Origin of the sequence: Amycolatopsis mediterranei (genome assembly GCF_026017845.1) — a bacterium.
In the GTDB taxonomy this organism is placed as follows: domain Bacteria; phylum Actinomycetota; class Actinomycetes; order Mycobacteriales; family Pseudonocardiaceae; genus Amycolatopsis; species Amycolatopsis mediterranei.
Genome location: NZ_CP100416.1, coordinates 2,094,791 through 2,113,029, shown reverse-complemented (window position 1 = coordinate 2,113,029; position 18,239 = coordinate 2,094,791). Strand labels below are relative to the sequence as shown.

Below are 18,239 nucleotides of genomic sequence, written 5' to 3'. Positions count from 1 at the left end.
CAGAGCCCCCGGCCGGGGTGCGGGGGCCGGGCCCCCGCAAAACACAGCAGCTGACGACGGCTCAAGCGCTGGTCCGCTGGCTCCTCGCCCAGCATTCGGAAACCCTCGACGGCGCGGAAGTCCCGCTGTTCCCCGGCGTGTTCGCGATCTTCGGGCACGGCAACGTCCTCGGCCTCGGCACCGCGCTGGAGGAGCACCGCGGAGACATCCCGGTCTGGCGCGGGCACACCGAACAGGGCATGGCGCTCGCGGCGGTCGGGTACGCGAAGGCCACGCACCGGCGGCAGGTCGGCGTCGTGACGTCGTCGATCGGGCCGGGCGCGCTGAACATGGTGACCGCGGCGGGCGTCGCCCACGCGAACCGGCTGCCGGTGCTGCTGCTGCCGGGCGACACGTTCACCAACCGGGCGCCGGACCCGGTGCTGCAGCAGATCGAGCCGTTCGGCGACGCGACCGCCACGGTGAACGACGCCTTCCGCGCGGTCTCGCGCTACTTCGACCGGATCAGCAGGCCCGAGCAGCTGATCTCGACGTTGCCGCAGGTCGCGCGGGTGCTCACGGACCCGGCCGACGCCGGGCCGGTGACCCTCGCGCTGCCGCAGGACGTCCAGGCCGAAACGTACGACTTCCCCGACGCGCTGTTCGAGCCGGTGACGCACCGGCCGCCGCGCCCGCGCCCGGACCGCCGTTCGGTCACCGAGGCGGCCGGGGTCCTGCGTGCCGCCCGCCGCCCGCTGCTGGTGCTCGGCGGGGGCGTCCGGTACTCCGGCGCGGGGCAGCGCGCGCTCGACTTCGCCGAGCGGCACGGGATCCCGCTCGTGGAGACCACGGCGGGCCGGACGCTGGTGCCGCACGGGCATCCGCTGCACGCGGGTCCGCTGGGCATCACCGGCTCGACGTCGGCGAACGTCGTCGCGGCTTCGGCCGACGTCGTGCTCGCGGTGGGGACGCGGCTGCAGGACTTCACGACGGCGTCCTGGACGGTCTTCTCCCCCGACGTCCGGCTGGTGTCGCTCAACGCGGCCCGGTTCGACGCGGTGAAGCGCGGCGCGCTGTCGGTCGTCGGGGACGCCGACGCGGGCCTGACGGACCTCGCCGCCCAGCTGGAGAGCTGGCGGGTGGACCCATCGTGGACGTCACGGGCCGCGGCCGAACGGGCTTCCTGGGACGCGCACATCGACTCGCTGCGCTCTCCTTCGGGTGAGCTGCCGTCGTACGCGCAGGTCGTCGGGGTGGTCAACGACCTTTCGGCGGCCGACGACTACGTCATGACGGCGTCGGGCGGGCTGCCCGGCGAGCTCATCGGCGGCTGGCGCGGGTCCGGCTCGGTCTCGATGGACGTCGAATACGGGTTCTCCTGCATGGGCTACGAGCTGTCGGGCGCGTGGGGTGCGGCGATCGCCCACCCGGGCCTGGTGACGACCCTGCTGGGTGACGGCTCGTACCTGATGCTGAACTCGGAGCTGTTCTCGGCCGCGTTCGCCGGCCACCCGTTCGTCGCCGTGGTCTGCGACAACGACGGGTACGCGGTGATCGCGCGGCTGCAGGAAGGTCAGGGCGGAAAGCCGTTCAACAACTTCTACGCCGACTGCACGACTTCGCACGTTTCGCCGCCGCGAGTCGACTTCGCTCGCCATGCCGAGTCACTGGGGTGCGTGGTGTTCACGGCGTCCGATGTGGACTCCCTTCGGGCAGCGTACGCCCAGGCGCGCGAAGCGGCCTTGTCGGAGCAGCGTCCGGCGGTGGTCGTGGTGAAGACGCAGCCGTCGAGCTGGACCGAAGCCGGGGCTTGGTGGGAGGTCGGCGTGCCCGAGCACTTGGCCGGGCGGGACGAGTACGAGCGTGGGAAGGGCGGGCAGGTGCGCTACCTCGGGTCCTGAGTGACGGCCGGCGACGCGGCGCCGTCTATCAGGCGCCGCGGCGCTCCGGAGCCGTTCGACGGAACCGCCCAGACTGCGTTCTCGCGCCCGTAGAGGATCGTGCGGTCGTCCTGCCAGAGCGCCTGGTCGTCGACGCTGCGGGTCTCGGCGAGCTCGGTCTCCCGCATGCTCGCGAGGTCGAGGACGAACAGCCGCCAGCCGCCGTCGCCGACCTTCTTCTTGAACGCGATCCGCTTGCCGTCCGGGGACAGTGAAGGGCATTCGACGTTCTCGCGCAGGGTTTTCCCGCGGTAACGCCGGTAGTCGGCTTCGACGAGGTACGTCTTGCCCTTGCTGCCGAGGGTGGCGTAGAAGCGGTTTCCGTCGGCGGCGAAGGTGATGCCCCAATAGTTGACGTCGGCCGCGAAGTAACGGTTGTCGCCGACGAACACCGGCAGCTCCTCGATCGTTTTGACCAGCCGTCCGGTGTCGACCTCGTAGAGCCCGGCGCGGGTCGAGAAGCCGGTCTGCGCGTAGGAATCGCCGGTGACGAACAGCGTCCAGTCGACGCGCTTGCCGTCCGGTGAGACGCGCGCGCGGCTCGGCGTGCCGGGGACGGTTTCGGTGTGGCGGACGGCGAGGTGGTCGTCGAGGACGAGGACGTCGGTGATCGCCGGGAGCGTCCCGGGCCGGGCCGCCAGGCACACCGCCGTCTGCTTCGCCACCGCGAACCGGTCGCACTTCAGGCCGCTGAGCTGCGGTTTCGCCGTTGTTTCGTCGAGCGGGACGGCGCCGACGCGACCGGTGGCGGTGTCGCGGAACAGCAGTTGCCCGGACGCCAGGGTCACCGCGGCGGCGGGTTCGGCGGCCGCGGTGCCGTGCCGCGCGCTGAGGGTGTACGTGACGGCCGCGGCGAGCAGGAGGGCCGTGCCGGTGAGGGCGAGGACGAGTTTCTTCACGGGCGCACCGGTTTCGCGAAGGCGGCGGCGAGGGCGACGGCGGCCAGGCAGACCGCGGCGACGAGCACCGCGGGCCGCAGGTCCCACAGGGTCCACGCCAGTCCGAAGAGGACGGAGGAGCACATCCGGGCCACGGCCTGGCCCGTCTGCACCACGGCCAGCCCGGTGGCGCGCAGGTCGGCCGGGATGAGCGGGCCGGCGGCGGCCATCAGGACGCCGTCGGTGGCCGCGTAGAACACCCCGTGCAGGCCGAGCGCGACGACGGCGAGCCAGAGCCCCGCCTGCGGGCCGCAGAGCAGCACCAGGGCCAGGCACAGTGCCGCGTGCCCGCCGAGGAAGACCGGCCAGCGGCCGGCGCGGTCGGCGAGCTTGCCGAGCGGCACGGCCAGCAGCAGGTAGACCCCGGCGGTGCCCAGTGGCAGCAGCGGGAAGTACGTCGCCGCGATCTCCCAGCGCCGCTGCAGGACGAGGTAGACGAACGAGTCGCCGACCGTCACCAGGCCCAGCAGCGCTGCCCAGAGCGTCACCCGCCGGAAGTCCTGCTGCCGGAGGAGACCGAGCGCGGCTCGGGCGGACACCGCCGCGCGATCGACGCTGCCGGGCCGCTCGCGCACGAACAGGGCCAGCAGCAGCACGGCGATGGCCGCGATGCAGAAGCTGGTGACGAACACGCTCGAGTAGCTGCCGAGGCTCACGGCGAGCACCGCCATCGCCACCAGCGGGCCGAGGAACGCGCCGACGGTGTCCATCGCCCGGTGCACCCCGAACGACCGGCCGAGGCTCGCCGGCTCGCTGCTGAGCGAGATCAGCGCGTCGCGGGGGCCGGTGCGCAGCCCTTTGCCGGTGCGGTCGGCGGCGAGGACCAGGCCGATGGCCGCGACCGATGAACCGGCCGCGACCAGGCCGAGCTTGCCCACCGCGGACAAGCCGTACCCGAACCCGGCGACGGCTTTGAGCCGCCGCCACCGGTCGGCGAGGTGCCCGCCGAGCACCCGCACGAGCGCGGTGGCGCCCGCGTAGAGCCCGTCGAGCAGCCCGAACTGCAGGGGGTTCAGGCCGAGGCCGAGCACCAGGTAGAGCGGGAGGACGGCGGTGACCATCTCCGACGAGACGTCGGTGACCAGGCTGACCATCCCCAGCGCCACCACGTTGGCGGACACCCGCTTGAGCGCCGGTTTGCGGTCGGTTCCGGAGGCCAGGTCCGAGGTACGGCTTGCCGCGATGTACATGCCCGCGCCTACCGGTGGCAGGTGTAGGCCGGGCTGCTGTCGAGGACCTTGCCGTCGACGCCGATGAGCTGCGTCTGGAACGAGGTGTCCGTCATCGACAGCTTCAGGACGCCGAAGGTCTTCAGCAGCTTGGCGGTCGTCGGGTGCGCCGGGCTCAGGTCGTAGAGGTCGGCGCCCCCGCTGCCGCCGACGATCTCGACCGGGCCGTTCGCGTCGGCCTTGCCGTCGGCGTTCTGCGGCACGAACCGCTCGTAGTCGTGGTCGTGCCCGTTGAGGACGAGGTCGACCTTGTCGGCCACCATCAAGTTCCACAGCTCGATGCTGTCCTTGTTGTCACCGTGGTCACCGGAGCTCCACCGCGGGTGGTGGTAGTACGCGGCGACGCAGCCCTTCGTGTTGTTGGCAAGATCCTGCTTGAGCCAGGTGATCTGGGGCGGCTCGGCGAATTCGTCATGGGTGACGAAGTCGTTGGAGTCGAGGGCGATGAAGTGCCAGTTGCCCATTTCCCAGCTGTAGTAGCGCTGGCCCTGCGGCTTGGCGATGGCGCCGAAGTACTGGTCGTAGCCGGTGAACTGCGAGTAGGACTCGTGGTTGCCCGGGCTCGGGTGGGTGATGTTCTTGAACTTGCCCCAGGTCTTGTCGTAGTAGTTCTTGAAGTCCGACAGGGTGGGCTCGTCGTACTGGTTGTCGCCCATGGTGATCACGGCCGCGGGGTTGAGGTTCTCGACGAGCTTCGCGGTCTTGGGGTGGACGCAGCTTGAGCTGCTCGCGGTGCACTTTTCGGCGATGTCACCGGCCGCGGCGAGGACGAATCCCGCGCTCCCGGCCGCGGTCGTGACCGTGATCGGCGTACTTGCGGGTGAGGTGTTCCCCGCGGTGTCGCGCGCGCGGACCGCGTAGGTGTAGCTCGTGTTCGGGGTGAGCCCGGTGTCGGTGTAGGACGTCGTCGCGCTGGTGGCGACGGCCGTGCCGTTGCGGAGGACGTCGTAGCCGGTGACGCCGACGTTGTCGGTGGCGGCACCCCAGCTCAGGGGGACGCTCGTGGCGGTCGCCGTGCCGGCGGTGAGGCCGGCCGGGGTGGTCGGGGCCTGCGTGTCGCCGGAAGAGTCGTTGGTGCCGAAGACCTGCATCTCCCAGAAGGAGTAGCCGTAGCTCGTGGCGCGGGTGAGGCCGACGAAGCGCACGAAGCGGCCGCGGGCGGTCAGGCCGCCGAGGTCGTCGATCTTGCCGTCCCCGGTGTCGACGGTGGCGGCCGTGGTGAACGACGTGCCGTCGTCGGAGACCTCGATGCGGTACTTCTTGGCGTAGGCGGCTTCCCAGTTCAGGACGACGCGGTGGATGCTCGCGGACTGGCCGAGGTCGATCCGCAGCCACTGCGGGTCGGCGCCTTCGGCGCTGGCCCAGCGGGTGGTGGTGCTGCCGTCGACGGCTTTGGCACCGGTGTACGACGAGCTTTCGGTCGTCGAGGTGGCCACGGGCTTTCCCTGCGACAGCAGGACATCGGCGGCCTGGGTGGTGGCGGCCGCGGCGATCGCGGACGGCAACAGCACCACGGCGGCGAGCACCGGGGTGAGTCGGGCTAAGGGACGTAGTCGGGTGGACGGCACGTCGCGCTCCTTACGGGCCTGGCGGTGGCTGGCGGGCTGCGGCGTCGGGTTAACGGAGGTCAAACAGTTAGGAAAGTTTCCTAACTAATCGGACCTTAACGAGGAGGTGATCCGGCTGACAAGACTTGTCTTGTCCTTGAATCGGTCAAGAGGGTGAGTTTTTCACGATCTTCGCTGATCAGCGCGCGTGCCGGTCAGCGGGCTACTGCCCCGCGCCCCGGGACCCCGCCGCTTTCGTCGCGCGGCTCAGCTCGACCGGGGCGGTGACTGCAGGCCTTCGAAGACGGCGGCGATCAACCGGCGTCCCTGAGCCGCGCCGTCTTCGTTGTTCGCGACCCGCCACAGGAAACTCATGAGCATGATGATGTCGGCGGGGTCGTGCCCGGGCGCGATGGTGCCCTCGGCCACGCAGGCGTCGACGAGCTTCTTGACCGCCGCGGTGGTCGGCGCCCACGAAGCGCTGATCAGCTCCTGGGCGGCCGCGCCGTGCAGCGCGTCCCCGAGGCCGTGCTTGATGCGGATGTAGGCCGAGAGCGTCTCGAACCACTCGATGAAGGCGGCCTTCGCGGACGAATGCCGGGCCAGCACCTCGTCGGCGGTGGTCGTCAGGCGTTCGATGTCGTGCTGATACGCCCCGAGGATGAGGTCTTCGCGGGTCGGGAAGTGGCGGTAGAGGGTGCCGGCGCCGACCCCGGCGCGCTTCGCGACCTCGCTCAGCGGGACCTGCGGGTTCTGCGCGAACAGCTCGTGCGCAGCCTCGATGATCGCAACCCGGTTGCGCGCGGCGGCCTTGCGCTGGGTGCCGTACGTGCCCTCGGTCATGCCCCGATCATGCCTCATCTTTGACATGCGGAGAATCCTCCGCTAGTTTTGTCGTCAGATCCGGAGAATCCTCCGTAAGTTACCCGTCAGGAGAATCCCATGCGTTACGTGAAGCTCGGCGCCACCGGCTTGGACGTCTCGCCCGTCGCGATCGGCGCGATGAGCTACGGCGAGCCCGACCGCGGCCACCCCGTCTGGTCCCTCGGCGAGGAACAGGCCCGGCCGCTGATCAAGCACGCGCTCGAGGCGGGCATCAACTTCTTCGACACCGCGAACATGTACTCGAACGGGTCCAGCGAGGAGATCCTCGGCCGCGCGCTCAAGGACTTCGCCGACCGCGACGACGTGGTGATCGCCACCAAGCTGCGCCACCCGATGCGCCCCGGCCCGAACGGGAAAGGGTTGTCCCGCAAGGCGATCATGGCCGAGATCGACCACAGCCTCCGGCGACTCGGCACCGACTACGTCGACCTCTACCAGATCCACCGCAACGACCACGCGACACCGCTGGAGGAGACTCTCGAAGCACTCAGCCACCTGGTGACGGCCGGCAAGGTGCGCTACCTGGGTGCGTCGTCGATGTTCGCCTGGGAGTTCGCCAAGGCCCTGCACCTGCAGAAGCAACACGGCTGGGCGCGGTTCGTGTCCATGCAGGACCACTACAACCTGCTGGCCCGCGAGGAAGAACGCGAGATGATCCCGCTGTGCCTGGACGAGGGCGTCGGCACGATCGTCTGGAGCCCCCTGGCCCGCGGCCGGCTGGCCCGCGCCTGGGACGACGCGAAGTCGACGGCGCGTTCCGGCACCGACGGTGCTTACGCGGACCTGCTGTATTCGCCGACGGAAGAGGCGTCGAACCGCGCGATCGTCGAGGCGGTCGGAAAGGTGGCGGCGGCCCACGGCGTGAGCCGCGCGGCCATCGCCCTGGCCTGGCTGCACCGGCAGCCGGTCGTCACGGCTCCGCTGGTCGGCGCCGGTTCCGTCCAGCAGATCGACGACGCGATTGCGTCTCTGGACGTCGAATTGACCGACGAGGACGTGCGCGCTCTTACGGCGCCGTACACGCCCAGGTACGACTGGCAGGGTGTCTCGAACGAGGCGACCATGGCGGCGATCCGGGCTCGCGTTCCAGGCATGGCCTTGGCGTGACACCGGCGTCCTTTTCGTTGTCCCGCAACGGAAAGGTTCCCTTCCGGAAGATCACCCGATTCAGCGATGGCATTCGAACGGATGTTCGGTAGCTTGGGTTCATGGCTCCTGCAACTCGAACCTTCGCCTCCCGGCGAAGACCCTCACCGCTCCGAAGTCAGCAGTTTCCGGATCTCCGTCACGGCGGCGCGGCCGGCCCGGTTGGCCCCGATCGTGCTCGCCGAGGGCCCGTACCCCACCAGGTGCAGGCGGGGCTCCGGCACCACCCGGGTGCCGTCCATCCGGATGCCGCCACCGGGTTCGCGGACGTGCAGCGGCGCGAGGTGGTCGATCGCCGCGCGGAAGCCGGTGGCCCAGAGGATCACGTCGGCGTCGAAGTGCGAGCCGTCCGCCCAGGCGACCCCGCCGGGCGTGATGCGCTCGAACATCGGCCGCCGGTCGAGGATCCCGGCGGCGCGGGCGGCCCGCACCTCCGGCGTCACGGCGAGGTCGGTGACGCTGACGACGCTTTCCGGCGGCAGGCCCGCGCGCACCCGCTCGTCGACCCTGGCGACGGCGTTGCGTCCCCAGTTCTCGCCGAAGGGCTCGTCCCGCCACACGGGCGGCCGGCGGGTGACCCACGCCGTGGCGCGGGCGAGCGGCGCGAACTCCATGAGCAGCTGGACGGCGGACGACCCACCCCCGACCACGACCACCCGCCGGTCGCGGAAGTCTTCGGGTCCGGTGTAGTCGGCGGTGTGCAGCTGCCGCCCGGCGAAGGTTTCCTGGCCGGGATAGTGCGGCCAGAAGGGACGGTCCCAGGTCCCGGTGGCACTGATGACGGCTCGCGCGGTCCAGGACTCGGCGGGGCTCGAGACGACCAGCCGCTCCCCGGCCCGCGTCACGAACTGAACGTCGACGGGCCGGAGCACGGGGAGATCGTAAACGCTTTCGAAGCGCGCAAAGTATTCGGAGACGACCTCGGAGGCGGGCCGCGTCACGTCCGGAGTGCCGAAGGCCATGCCGGGAAGGTCGTGGATGCCGTGCACCTTCCCGAGAACGAGCGACGGCCACCGGTACTGCCAGGCACCCCCGGCCCGCTTCCCGTGGTCGAGCACGACAAACCCGGTCCGGTTGGCGAACCCGGCCCGCCGCAGGTGGTAGGCAGCGGACAACCCGGCTTGCCCGGCCCCGACGACCACAACGTCCGTCTCGTGATCCGCGCCGCTCATAGGGGGTGCAACACTTCGCGCGAAGAGGTATTTCGCGTGCTGAATCACAGCGGCGCCCCGGCTGGGGCAGTTACTCGCCGCTCCCGTCACGAGCCGCTCTTCGGCTGGTCCCCGCCCCCAGCCAGACTTCTGCCAAGCTCCCACCCCGAGCCACTCTCCGACCGAGCCCCCACCCCGCGCCACTCTCCGGCCAAGCCGCCACCCGGCCGCTGTCCGGCCGCCCCCTACCCGCGCCACACTTCAGCCGACCCCAACCGGCCTACCCTCCGGCAAGCCCGCACCCCAGCCAGCCTCCGGCCGAGCCGCACTTACCTCGAGTGGCGCCCGCCTTCCGCCCCGCAAGGCACGGCGCCCGCCGACCCCACCGGCGGAAGCCGACCTCCGGCGCTTCCCGCGCCAGAACGCCTCAGACCGCGACCCGGTTCCGGCCGGCCTCCTTGGCCCGATACAGCGCCGCGTCGGCAGCGCGGAGCACGTCATCGAGGCTGGGCCCGGCGTCCGGGTGCCGCGCGACCCCGATCGATACCGAAAGGCCACTCACCCGGACCGTCCCCGTACCCGTCGAGATCACCACGTTCAGCTCGCCCACCGCCACCCGCACCCGCTCGGCGATCGCCAGCACGTCCGCGCGGCCGATGCCCGGCAGCAGCACCACGAACTCCTCACCGCCGAACCGGCCCACCGTGTCGCCCTGGCGCACCGATCCGGAGATCGCCACCGCGACCGCCGCCAGCACGTCGTCGCCGGTCAGGTGACCGTAGGTGTCGTTGATGCGCTTGAAGTGGTCCAGGTCGATCATCAGCACCGCGAAGCCGCCCGTGGCGCCGCGGCGCTGCACACGGGCGTGCTCGCGCGTCGCTGATTCGTGCCAGCCCGCGGTGTTGAGCAGCCCGGTCTTCTCGTCCGTGACGGCCGCGACCTGCAGCTGCTGCTTCAACAGCAGATACCGGTGCAGCAGCAGCAACGGCGCCACGACGAACACCACCAGCACCGGCTGCTCAACCAACGCGAGTGCGGCGAGCCCGCCCAGGCAGAGGGTCGCCAGCTCGAAGGCGTTGTCCTCCCACGTGCCGATCAGGTCGGCCACCGAGCGCTGGCTGGTGTACAGGTAGATGCCGGCCGCCACCAGGCCGACGTTCACCAGCTCGAACACCGCGGCCGCCAGGCAGAGCGCGAACAACCCGCGCGGCGTCTGCAGCGGCGTCGCGTGCAAACCGGACACCGCAAGAACGGAGGAAGCAGCGAAACAGGAGAGCATCGCCCACGCCGTGCTCGCCACGAAGCGGTGGGCAGGCCGCGTACGGACCTGTCGCCACACTCGCACCCACAGGTGTGTGTAGAGCACGACGGCGAGCAGCGCCACCCACGCCGGCGGGAGCAGGACGACACCGGCGAGGTACCAGACGGAGGTGACGTTGATGTGCATCTGCCCGCTCATCCACCGCCGCACCCGCTCGATGCGGCGCGACATCTCGGCCTGAGCCACGCCGAGGGCGACGAGCACGGCAAACCACCCCGGACGCACGGGGCCGCCGAATCCGCTGGCCAGCGCCGCCCCGGTCGCGGCGACGGCGAGCAGTTCGCAGCCGAGGGCGTAGGTGATCCAGCGGGTCTTCGCACCACCCCACATCGCCCATCGCGCGGGCCAGCCCGGCCAGGCGGAAAGCGCTTCCCGGCGCCCGGCGGCCTGGGCTCTCAAGAGCCGAGGCCACAGACGCGACGAACCGGCATCGTGACGTACCCCTTGCGCGAAGTTCGGCCGACCAGGTAGCCCAGCGTAGCCGTTCCGGCGACCGGCGTGGCCAATCCGGGGGAATTGCCGGCAACGCACCGGCGCAAAGACTTGCCTAAAGTAGATCAACGCAGGTCAGCGCCGCACCGGCAGCTCCCATCGGGGGCAAATCCACCCCGCCCGGCCCTGTGCGCAACGCGAACGCCAACCACCAGACCGCCCACCGCAGCGACGACACCACCGGCGGGAAATCGCGGCCCACACCCCTGCCGACAACCACACCGGCACAGTTCAGCGGCTCACCAACACGGCACTCCACCCGTACCGCCGTCGCTGGCTACTTGCGCCGAGCAGACCGGCGCAGCTCAACGGCTCAGCGGGGCCCGCCGACTCGTGCCGTCCACACGAGCCGGCTCACTTGCGGAGCGCTCGGACGATTGCCACCAGGCCGGCCACCGCCGCGATCGCGGCCAGTACCGGGGCCACCCGCTTGAGCACCGACTTGCCCGCGTAGTCGAGCAGGTCGATCGCTTCGGTCTCCGGGGGTGCCGGGACGCTGTGCAACGCCGGGCGGTCCGCCGGCTTGGGCTTCGGCTCCGTGTTGATCTCCGGGGTGGTCGGCGCCGGCTTGACCGCCGGCTGCGGCTTGGCCACCGGCTCGGACGTGGCCGTCGGCGCCCCCTGCTCGGCCACCGGCTTCGCGGCCGGCGCGGCCACCGGCTGGGCGGCCGCAGGCTGGGCGGCCGCCGCCGCGGCAGGGGCTGCCGCCGCACTCCCCGGCGCTGGGGCGTTCCCGGCTCGGGCACCCTGCGCCGCGGTCTCCGTCGCCGGCGCATCCCCCGCCGAAGCCCTCTGCGCGGCAGGGGCAGCCGACGCAGCGCCCTCCGGCGGGGCCAGCTTGCCCGACAAACAGCCCGCGAACGTGTCGAGGATCTTGCCACCCACCTCGCTGATCAACCCGCGGCCGAACTGGGCCGGCTTGCCCGTGATCGCCAGGTCGGTGGCCACCGATCCGTGGGTTCCGCCGTCCGCCTCCGTCAACGTCAGCGTCACCGTTGCCGCCGCCGTGCCGGCTCCGCGGGAATCCTTGCCCGAAGCCTTGATCGTCACCTTGCGGGCGGCTTCGTCCTTCTCGAGGAACTCACCGTTCCCCTTGTACAGCAAAGAAATCGGGCCCAGCTTGACCTTCACCGTTCCGCTGAACTTGTCGCCCTCGACCTTGGTCAGCGTCGCGCCCGGCATGCAGGGGGCGACGCGCTCGGGGTCGACGACCGCCTGCCAGACCTCGCCGATCGGAGCCGGGACGGTGAATTCGTGGTCGAGCCGCACGGGCCGACCTCCTTTCTGCCGAACCTGGGGTGTCCGCACCCCACCCTAGCCGCCCCGGGGCCGCGGCTCGCCGACCGAGCGCGGCCCCGGGGCGCGCGTCAGGAGCCGGCCGCCGCCGCGATCGCGCGGCCCGTCAGCACCTCCGCGAGGTGACGGCGGTATTCGACGTCGGCGTTGCTGTCGACCGGCGGATTCGTGCCCTCCGCCGCGTGCGATGCCGCCGCCGCGATCGAGTCCGCCGAGGCGTGGACGCCGACCAGCGCCGCCTCGACACCGGCTGCCCGGACCGGTGTCGAACCCATGTTCGTCAGCGCGACACGAGCTTCCTCGATGACGCCGGCCTCGGTGCGGACGGTGACCGCGACCGCGACCATCGACCACGCCTGGGCGACGCGGTTGAACTTCTCGTAGTGCACCCGCCACCCCGTTTGCTTGGGGATGCGGATCTCGACCAGCAGCTCGTCCGAGGCCAGCGCGGTGGTGAACAGGTCGCGGAAGAAGTCCGCGGCCGGCACCGTCCGGCGCCCCGACGGCCCGGCCACCACCAGCGAAGCCTCCAGCGCCAGCACCGGCGCCAGCAGGTCACCGGCCGGGTCGGCGTGGGCGATCGCGCCGCCGAGCGTGCCGCGGTGGCGGATCTGCGGGTCGGCCACCGTGTCCGTCGCCTCTTTGAGCAGCGCCGCGTGCGAAGCCACCAAGGCGTCCCGTTGGACGTCGTAGTGCGTCGTCATCGCGCCGATCACCAGTGTGTCGCCGTCCTCGCGGACGCCGCGCAGTTCGGCGATGCGCCCGAGGTCGATCAGCGTGGTCGGCGCCGCGAGCCGCATCCGCAGCACCGGCAGCAGGCTCTGCCCGCCGGCCAGCACCTTGGCGTCCTCGCCCGCCGAGGCCAGCGCCTGCACCGCTTCGTCCACTGTGGACGGGCGGACGTAGTCGAAGGGAGCCGGGATCACTGCGCACCTCCGGTGGCGTCGATGGAACCGAGACCGCCGCCCGCTTCGCCGCGGCCGGGGCCGCCCGCGTCGGTGGTGCCGTGCTGGATGGCGTGCCACACCCGCATCGGCGTCAACGGCATCTCGATGTCGTCGACGCCGAAGTGCCGGACGGCGTCGATCACCGCGTTGACCACCGCCGGGGTGGACGCGATGGTGCCCGCCTCGCCGACGCCCTTGGCGCCGAGCGGGTTCGTCGTCGACGGGGTTTCCGTGCGGTCGGTGGTGAACGACGGCAGGTCGGCCGCCGACGGCAGCAGGTAGTCGGCGAACGTGCCGGTGGTGAGCGTGCCGCTCTCATCGTGCTCGGTGCCCTCGAACAGCGCCTGCGCGATGCCCTGCGCGAGCCCGCCGTGCACCTGGCCCTCGACGATCAGCGGGTTCACCGCGACCCCGACGTCGTCGACGCAGACGTACGAGCGCAGCTTGATCCGGCCGGTCTCGGTGTCCACTTCGGCGGCGCACAGGTGCGTGCCGTGCGGGAACGAGAAGTTCTCCGGGTCGAACGTGGCGTCCGAGTCGAGCGACGGCTCGACCCCGTCCGGGAGGTTGTGCGCCGCGAACACCGCGAGCGCGACGTCGCCCATGGTCGTGGACGTCCCGGTGCCCTTCACCGTGAACTTGCCGCCGGCGAACTCGAGGTCGTCCTCGGCGCATTCGAGCAGGTGCGCCGCGATCGGCTTGGCCTTGGCGATCACCTTCTCCGCGGCCTTGATGACGGCGATCCCGCCGACCACCAGCGAGCGCGAGCCGTAGGTGTCCATGCCCTTGTGCGACGACTGCGTGTCGCCGTGCAGGATCTCGACGTCCTCGAACGCGACACCCAGCTGGTCGGCGACGATCTGGCTCCACGCCGTCTCGTGGCCCTGGCCGTGCGCGGACGCGCCGGTGGTGACCTCGACCTTGCCGGTGGGCAGCATCCGGATCGAGGCGTACTCCCAGCCGCCGGCGCCGTAGTCGAGCGAGCCGAGCACCCGGGACGGCGCGAGGCCGCACATCTCGGTGAACGTCGAGATGCCGATGCCGAGCTGGACCTTGTCCTTCGACGCGCGGCGCTTTTCCTGCTCGGCGCGCAGGCCGTCGTAGTCGAAGAGCTGCTTGGCCTTCTCGGTGGCGGCCTCGTAGTTGCCGGAGTCGTAGGTCAGCCCGCACACGGTCGTGAACGGGAATTCCTCGTGCTTGATCCAATTCTTTTCGCGCAGTTCCATCGGATCCATGCCGAGCTCGACGGCGAGCTCGTCCATGATCCGCTCGATCGCGAACGTCGCCTCCGGGCGGCCGGCGCCGCGGTAGGCGTCGGTCAGTGTCGTCGTCGTGTACACGTTGGTGCACGCGAAGTGGTACGCCGGGATCTTGTAGATCGCGTTGAACATGAACGCGCCGAGGATCGGGACGCCCGGCCCGACGAGGCCGTTGTACGCGCCGAGGTTGGCGAGCAGCTCGACCTTGAGGCCGGTGACCTGGCCGTCGCGGGTCGCGGAAATGGTGATGTCCTGGATCTGGTCGCGGCCGTGGTGCGCGGCCAGCATCGTCTCCGACCGCGTCTCGTTCCACTTGACCGGCTTGCCGAGCTTCTGCGCGACGAGCAGCGACATCATCTCTTCCGGCAGGACGCCGATCTTGCCGCCGAAGCCGCCGCCGACGTCCGGGGCGATCACGCGCAGCTTGTGCTCGGGGATGCCGAGCGTCAGCGCCGACATCACGCGCAGGATGTGCGGCACCTGCGTGGCCGACCACATGGTGATCTGCGTGCTGGTCGGATCGACGACGCAGGCACGCGGCTCCATGAACGCCGGGACGAGCCGCTGTTGGCGGAAGCGGCGCTTGAGCACGACCTCCGACGAGCTGATCGCGTCCTCGACGTTGCCGCCGGTGCCGGCCTCCGCGGAGTCGAACTTCCAGACCGCGCTCGTGTTGGTGCCCAGGTCCTCGTGGACCAGCGGGGCGCCGTCGGCGATGGCCGCTTCCATGTCGAGGACGACCGGCAGCTCGTCGTATTCGACGTCGATCTCCTCGAGCGCGTCGTGCGCTTCGGCCGACGACCGCGCGACGACGACCGCGACGCCTTCACCGGCGAAGTTGACCGTGTCGGAGGCGAGCACCGGACGGCGCGGCGCCTTCATGTCCGGCGTGATCGGCCACGCGCAGGGCATGCCGACCGAGCCGTCCGGGTCGAGGTCCTTCGCGGTGTAGACGGCGATGACGCCCGGCGCGCTCTTCGCCGCCGACGTGTCGATGGAGACGATCTTGGCGTGCGCGAACGGGCTGCGCAGGACCGCCATGTGCAGCAGGCCGGGCAGCGTGATGTTGTCGGTCCAGCGGGTGCGGCCGGTGATCAGCCGCTCGTCCTCCTTGCGGCGGCGGGACTTCCCGACCTCCGGTTCGATCGTGGCGGTCATCAGTCACCACCCACGCCGACGTGCTTGTTCTCGGCGATCCGCTCGGCTTCGGGCCCGGCTCCGGGGCTCATCTGCTGCGCGGCGTCGCGGACCGCGCGGACGATGTTCTGGTAGCCGGTGCAGCGGCAGAGGTTGCCTTCGAGGCCCTCGCGGACGGCCTGCTCGTCCGGGTCGGGGTTGTCGGCCAGCAGGTCGATCGACTGCATGATCATCCCCGGCGTGCAGAACCCGCACTGCAGGGCGTGGTTGTCGTGAAACGCCTGCTGGACCGGGTGCAGCTTGCCGTCGCGGGCGAGGCCCTCGACGGTGGTGACCTCGCAGCCGTCGGCCTGCACGGCCAGCACGGAGCAGGACTTCACGCTGTGCCCGTCGAGGTGGACGGTGCAGGCGCCGCAGTTGCTGGTGTCGCAGCCGACGACGGTGCCGACCTTGCCGAGCCGCTCTCGCAGGTGGTGCACGAGGAGGGTGCGGGGTTCGACTTCGTCGGTGTACTTCGTCCCGTCGACGGTGACGGTGATGCGCATCAGGCCTCCAAAAGCCGGTTCGGGAACGGCCCGCCCGACAGTGATCGGGCTCACAAACCCGAGCGTGCTACGCGACCTTCGCGCCGACAAGCCCTGATGTCACACGTTCAACTACCCGTTCCGCAGATGCGCGTCGATGCGCGGGCGCAACTCCGTAGGTGCGGAAGTCCGGATGGGTGAACTTTGTGCACCCGGTCGGGGTATTCAGCCGTGAATGCGTCCCGAGAGCTCGGCGAGGCGCTTACCGCCGCCGCCCCACCGCAGCGCGATGATCTCCGCCGCGATCGACACGGCCGTCTCCTCCGGCGTGCGCGCGCCCAGATCGAGCCCGATCGGCGACGACAGCCTTTCCAGCTCCGCCTCGGTGATCCCCGCTTCCCGCAGGCGCGCGAACCGGTCGTCGTGGGTCTTGCGGGACCCCATCGCGCCGACGTACCCGACGTCCAGGCGCAGCGCGACCTCCAGCAGCGGCACGTCGAACTTCGGGTCGTGGGTCAGCACCGCGATCGCCGTGCGCCGGTCGATCCGGCCGGCGTCCGCCTCGGCCTGCAGGTAGCGGTGCGGCCAGTCGACGACGACGTCGTGCGCGTCCGGGAACCGGCTGGTGGTGGCGAACACCGGCCGCGCGTCGCAGACCGTGACCTGGTAGCCGAGGTAGGCGCCCATGCGCGCCATCGCGGCGGCGAAGTCGATCGCGCCGAAGACCAGGAGCCTGGGCGGCGGCTCGAAGGAGTTGACGAACACCGCCATGCCCTCGCCGCGGCGCTGCCCGTCCGGGCCGTAGTGCAGCGTGCCGGTGCGGCCGCTGGCCAGCAGGCCGCGCGCGTCGTCGGCCACCGCGTCGTCCATCCGCGACGAGCCGAGCGAGCCCGCGATGCGATCCGGCCAGACGATCATGTGCTCGCCGACCAGGCCCTCGCGTTCGTGCTCGATGATCGTGACGACCGCGACCGGCTCGCCGCCGCGCACCGAGGCGACGACGTCGCCGAGCTCCGGCATCGAGTCGCGGTCGACGTGCTCGACGTAGATGTCGATGATCCCGCCGCAGGTCAGGCCGACCGCGAAGGCGTCGTCGTCGGTGACGCCGTAGCGCTGCAGCACCGGCTTGCGCTCGGCGACGACCTCCTGCGCGAGCTCGTAGACCGCGCCTTCGACGCAGCCGCCGGACACGCTGCCGGCGACCGTGCCGTCCGGCGCGACGACCATCGCGGCGCCCGGCGCGCGCGGCGCCGACGAGAAGGTGGCGACCACGGTGCCGAGCCCGACGGTCTCGCCGGCGGACCAGCGGCGGAACACGTCGTCCAGTACGTCACGCATCGGAAATCTCCCCGAGCAGTCGTTCCAAGGTGGCCAGGCTGTGCCCGGCCAGGAGCCGGTCGATGTGGGGCAGCGCGGCCACGATGCCCGACTGGACCGGAGCGTACCCCGCGCGGCCGGCGTGCGGATTCACCCAGAATACGGCGTGCGCGAGCCGCCGCAGCTGCGCGAGCTGCTCGCCGAGCAGGCCGGTGTCGCCGCGTTCCCAGCCGTCGGAGAACACGGTGACCACGGCGCGGCGCGCCACCCCGCGCCGGCCCCAGCGGTCGAGGAACGCCTGGAGCGTCTCGCCGAGCCGGGTCCCGCCGGCGAAGTCCGGCACGGCCGAGCCCGCCGCGAGCATCGCGCGTTCCGGGTCGCGCTGCCGCAGCTGGCGCGACACCCGGGTCAGCCGCGTGCCGAGCGTGAACACCTCGACGGACGGCGGCGCGGCCCGCGTCAGGACGTGGGCGAACCGCAGCAGGGCGTCGGCGTACGGGCTCATCGAACCGGAGACGTCGATGAGCAGCACCACCCGCCGCGGCCGGCTGCCGCGGCGGGCGTGCACGAGCTTGAGGGGTTCGCCGCCGCTGGCCAGCATGGCGCGCAGCGTGCGCGAGGGATCGAGGCGGCCACGCCGGGACGGCGTCCGCCGGGCGGCCGGGCGCCGCGGGAGCGCGGGCTTCAGGGTGGCCAGCAGCTCGCGGAGGTGCTCGCGTTCGGCGGTGGTCAGCTCGGCGAGGTCGCGATGGCGGAGGACTTCGTGGGCACTGGCGGCGACTTTCAGCTTGTCAGAGCCTTCGCCGCCCTCGGTATCCGTGCCTTCCGCGGCGGCCAGCGGGGCGATCCTGGCCTTCTTCGGCGCAGCGGACGTCGCACGCTTCGGAGTGCTGGTCTCGATGGAAAACCACTGGCTGAAGGCTTCTTCGTAGCACGGGAGGTCGTCGGGGCTCGAGCAGAGCGTCAGCCGTCCCGCCCAGTACAGCCGGGTGGGCTCGGCGACGTCGATCTCGGCGACGGCGGTGAGGTAGGCCTGCACGCGATGGGCGTCGCAGGCGACACCGGCTTCGCGCAACGCGGCGGCGAACCCGGCGTACCCGGCGACGGGATCGGCGGCAGTGGTCACCCGTC

At 71.2% G+C, this 18,239-nt stretch carries 14 protein-coding genes; 2 read left to right on the top strand and 12 right to left on the bottom strand.

What is annotated here, in order from left to right:
- Positions 1-17 precede the first annotated feature (17 nt).
- Complete coding sequence (iolD, locus tag ISP_RS10060; RefSeq protein ID WP_013223774.1) at positions 18-1,880, top strand: 3D-(3,5/4)-trihydroxycyclohexane-1,2-dione acylhydrolase (decyclizing); 1,863 nt, start codon at positions 18-20, stop codon at positions 1,878-1,880.
- Here the strand turns inward: iolD and ISP_RS10055 are convergent.
- The 4 genes from ISP_RS10055 to ISP_RS10040 form a co-directional block, all read right to left on the bottom strand.
- Positions 1,865-2,818 carry a TolB family protein gene (locus ISP_RS10055; RefSeq protein ID WP_013223773.1) on the bottom strand — a complete coding sequence of 318 codons (954 nt, stop codon included), beginning with the start codon at positions 2,816-2,818 and terminating at the stop codon, positions 1,865-1,867. The two genes, iolD and ISP_RS10055, sit on opposite strands and share 16 nt — an antisense overlap.
- Positions 2,815-4,047: an MFS transporter gene (locus ISP_RS10050; protein ID WP_013223772.1), complete on the bottom strand. Its 1,233-nt coding sequence runs from the start codon at positions 4,045-4,047 to the stop codon at positions 2,815-2,817. Before ISP_RS10050 ends, ISP_RS10055 begins: the two co-directional genes overlap by 4 nt.
- Before the next feature lie 8 nt (positions 4,048-4,055).
- The gene (locus tag ISP_RS10045) at positions 4,056-5,612 is read right to left on the bottom strand and encodes a discoidin domain-containing protein (RefSeq protein ID WP_013223771.1); all 1,557 of its coding nucleotides are present in this window, start codon (positions 5,610-5,612) and stop codon (positions 4,056-4,058) included.
- A gap of 288 nt (positions 5,613-5,900) precedes the next feature.
- Positions 5,901-6,476, bottom strand: coding sequence for a TetR/AcrR family transcriptional regulator (locus ISP_RS10040; protein ID WP_013223770.1), 576 nt, complete (start codon positions 6,474-6,476; stop codon positions 5,901-5,903).
- Between the two features lie 99 nt (positions 6,477-6,575).
- Here ISP_RS10040 and ISP_RS10035 point away from each other — a divergent pair, with 99 nt between their 5' ends.
- Entirely contained in the window at positions 6,576-7,625 is a 1,050-nt protein-coding gene (locus ISP_RS10035) for an aldo/keto reductase (RefSeq protein ID WP_013223769.1), read from the top strand.
- 143 nt (positions 7,626-7,768) lie between these two features.
- Here the strand turns inward: ISP_RS10035 and ISP_RS10030 are convergent, their stop codons facing one another.
- From ISP_RS10030 to ISP_RS09995, 8 genes are all read right to left on the bottom strand, one after another.
- The gene (locus ISP_RS10030) at positions 7,769-8,836 is read right to left on the bottom strand and encodes an NAD(P)-binding domain-containing protein (protein ID WP_013223768.1); all 1,068 of its coding nucleotides are present in this window, start codon (positions 8,834-8,836) and stop codon (positions 7,769-7,771) included.
- A gap of 406 nt (positions 8,837-9,242) precedes the next feature.
- Positions 9,243-10,466 carry a GGDEF domain-containing protein gene (locus tag ISP_RS10025; protein ID WP_013223767.1) on the bottom strand — a complete coding sequence of 408 codons (1,224 nt, stop codon included), beginning with the start codon at positions 10,464-10,466 and terminating at the stop codon, positions 9,243-9,245.
- A 516-nt stretch (positions 10,467-10,982) separates the two neighbouring features.
- The gene (locus ISP_RS10020; protein ID WP_013223766.1) at positions 10,983-11,897 is read right to left on the bottom strand and encodes an SRPBCC family protein; all 915 of its coding nucleotides are present in this window, start codon (positions 11,895-11,897) and stop codon (positions 10,983-10,985) included.
- A gap of 98 nt (positions 11,898-11,995) precedes the next feature.
- Positions 11,996-12,850 (bottom strand): FAD binding domain-containing protein, encoded by an 855-nt coding sequence (locus ISP_RS10015; protein ID WP_013223765.1) that lies wholly within the window; start codon positions 12,848-12,850, stop codon positions 11,996-11,998.
- Positions 12,847-15,288, bottom strand: a complete 2,442-nt coding sequence (locus ISP_RS10010; protein WP_013223764.1) for a xanthine dehydrogenase family protein molybdopterin-binding subunit — start codon at positions 15,286-15,288, stop codon at positions 12,847-12,849. The genes ISP_RS10015 and ISP_RS10010 overlap by 4 nt, the downstream gene beginning before the upstream one ends.
- Positions 15,288-15,812 (bottom strand): (2Fe-2S)-binding protein, encoded by a 525-nt coding sequence (locus tag ISP_RS10005; protein ID WP_013223763.1) that lies wholly within the window; start codon positions 15,810-15,812, stop codon positions 15,288-15,290. Before ISP_RS10005 ends, ISP_RS10010 begins: the two co-directional genes overlap by 1 nt.
- Positions 15,813-16,016: 204 nt before the next feature.
- Positions 16,017-17,129, bottom strand: a complete 1,113-nt coding sequence (locus tag ISP_RS10000) for an XdhC family protein (RefSeq protein WP_013223762.1) — start codon at positions 17,127-17,129, stop codon at positions 16,017-16,019.
- Positions 17,122-18,234 carry a vWA domain-containing protein gene (locus ISP_RS09995; protein ID WP_013223761.1) on the bottom strand — a complete coding sequence of 371 codons (1,113 nt, stop codon included), beginning with the start codon at positions 18,232-18,234 and terminating at the stop codon, positions 17,122-17,124. Before ISP_RS09995 ends, ISP_RS10000 begins: the two co-directional genes overlap by 8 nt.
- Positions 18,235-18,239: the final 5 nt, after the last annotated feature.

Coding starts and splice junctions, on each gene's coding strand:
- ISP_RS10050 (WP_013223772.1), bottom strand. CDS start 4,047: ATGTACATCGCGGCAAGCCGTACCTCGGACCTGGCCTCCGGAACCGAC.
- ISP_RS10040 (WP_013223770.1), bottom strand. CDS start 6,476: ATGACCGAGGGCACGTACGGCACCCAGCGCAAGGCCGCCGCGCGCAAC.
- ISP_RS10035 (WP_013223769.1), top strand. CDS start 6,576: ATGCGTTACGTGAAGCTCGGCGCCACCGGCTTGGACGTCTCGCCCGTC.
- ISP_RS10030 (WP_013223768.1), bottom strand. CDS start 8,836: ATGAGCGGCGCGGATCACGAGACGGACGTTGTGGTCGTCGGGGCCGGG.
- ISP_RS10025 (WP_013223767.1), bottom strand. CDS start 10,466: ATGTGGGGTGGTGCGAAGACCCGCTGGATCACCTACGCCCTCGGCTGC.
- ISP_RS10010 (WP_013223764.1), bottom strand. CDS start 15,288: ATGACCGCCACGATCGAACCGGAGGTCGGGAAGTCCCGCCGCCGCAAG.
- ISP_RS10005 (WP_013223763.1), bottom strand. CDS start 15,812: ATGCGCATCACCGTCACCGTCGACGGGACGAAGTACACCGACGAAGTC.
- ISP_RS10000 (WP_013223762.1), bottom strand. CDS start 17,129: ATGCGTGACGTACTGGACGACGTGTTCCGCCGCTGGTCCGCCGGCGAG.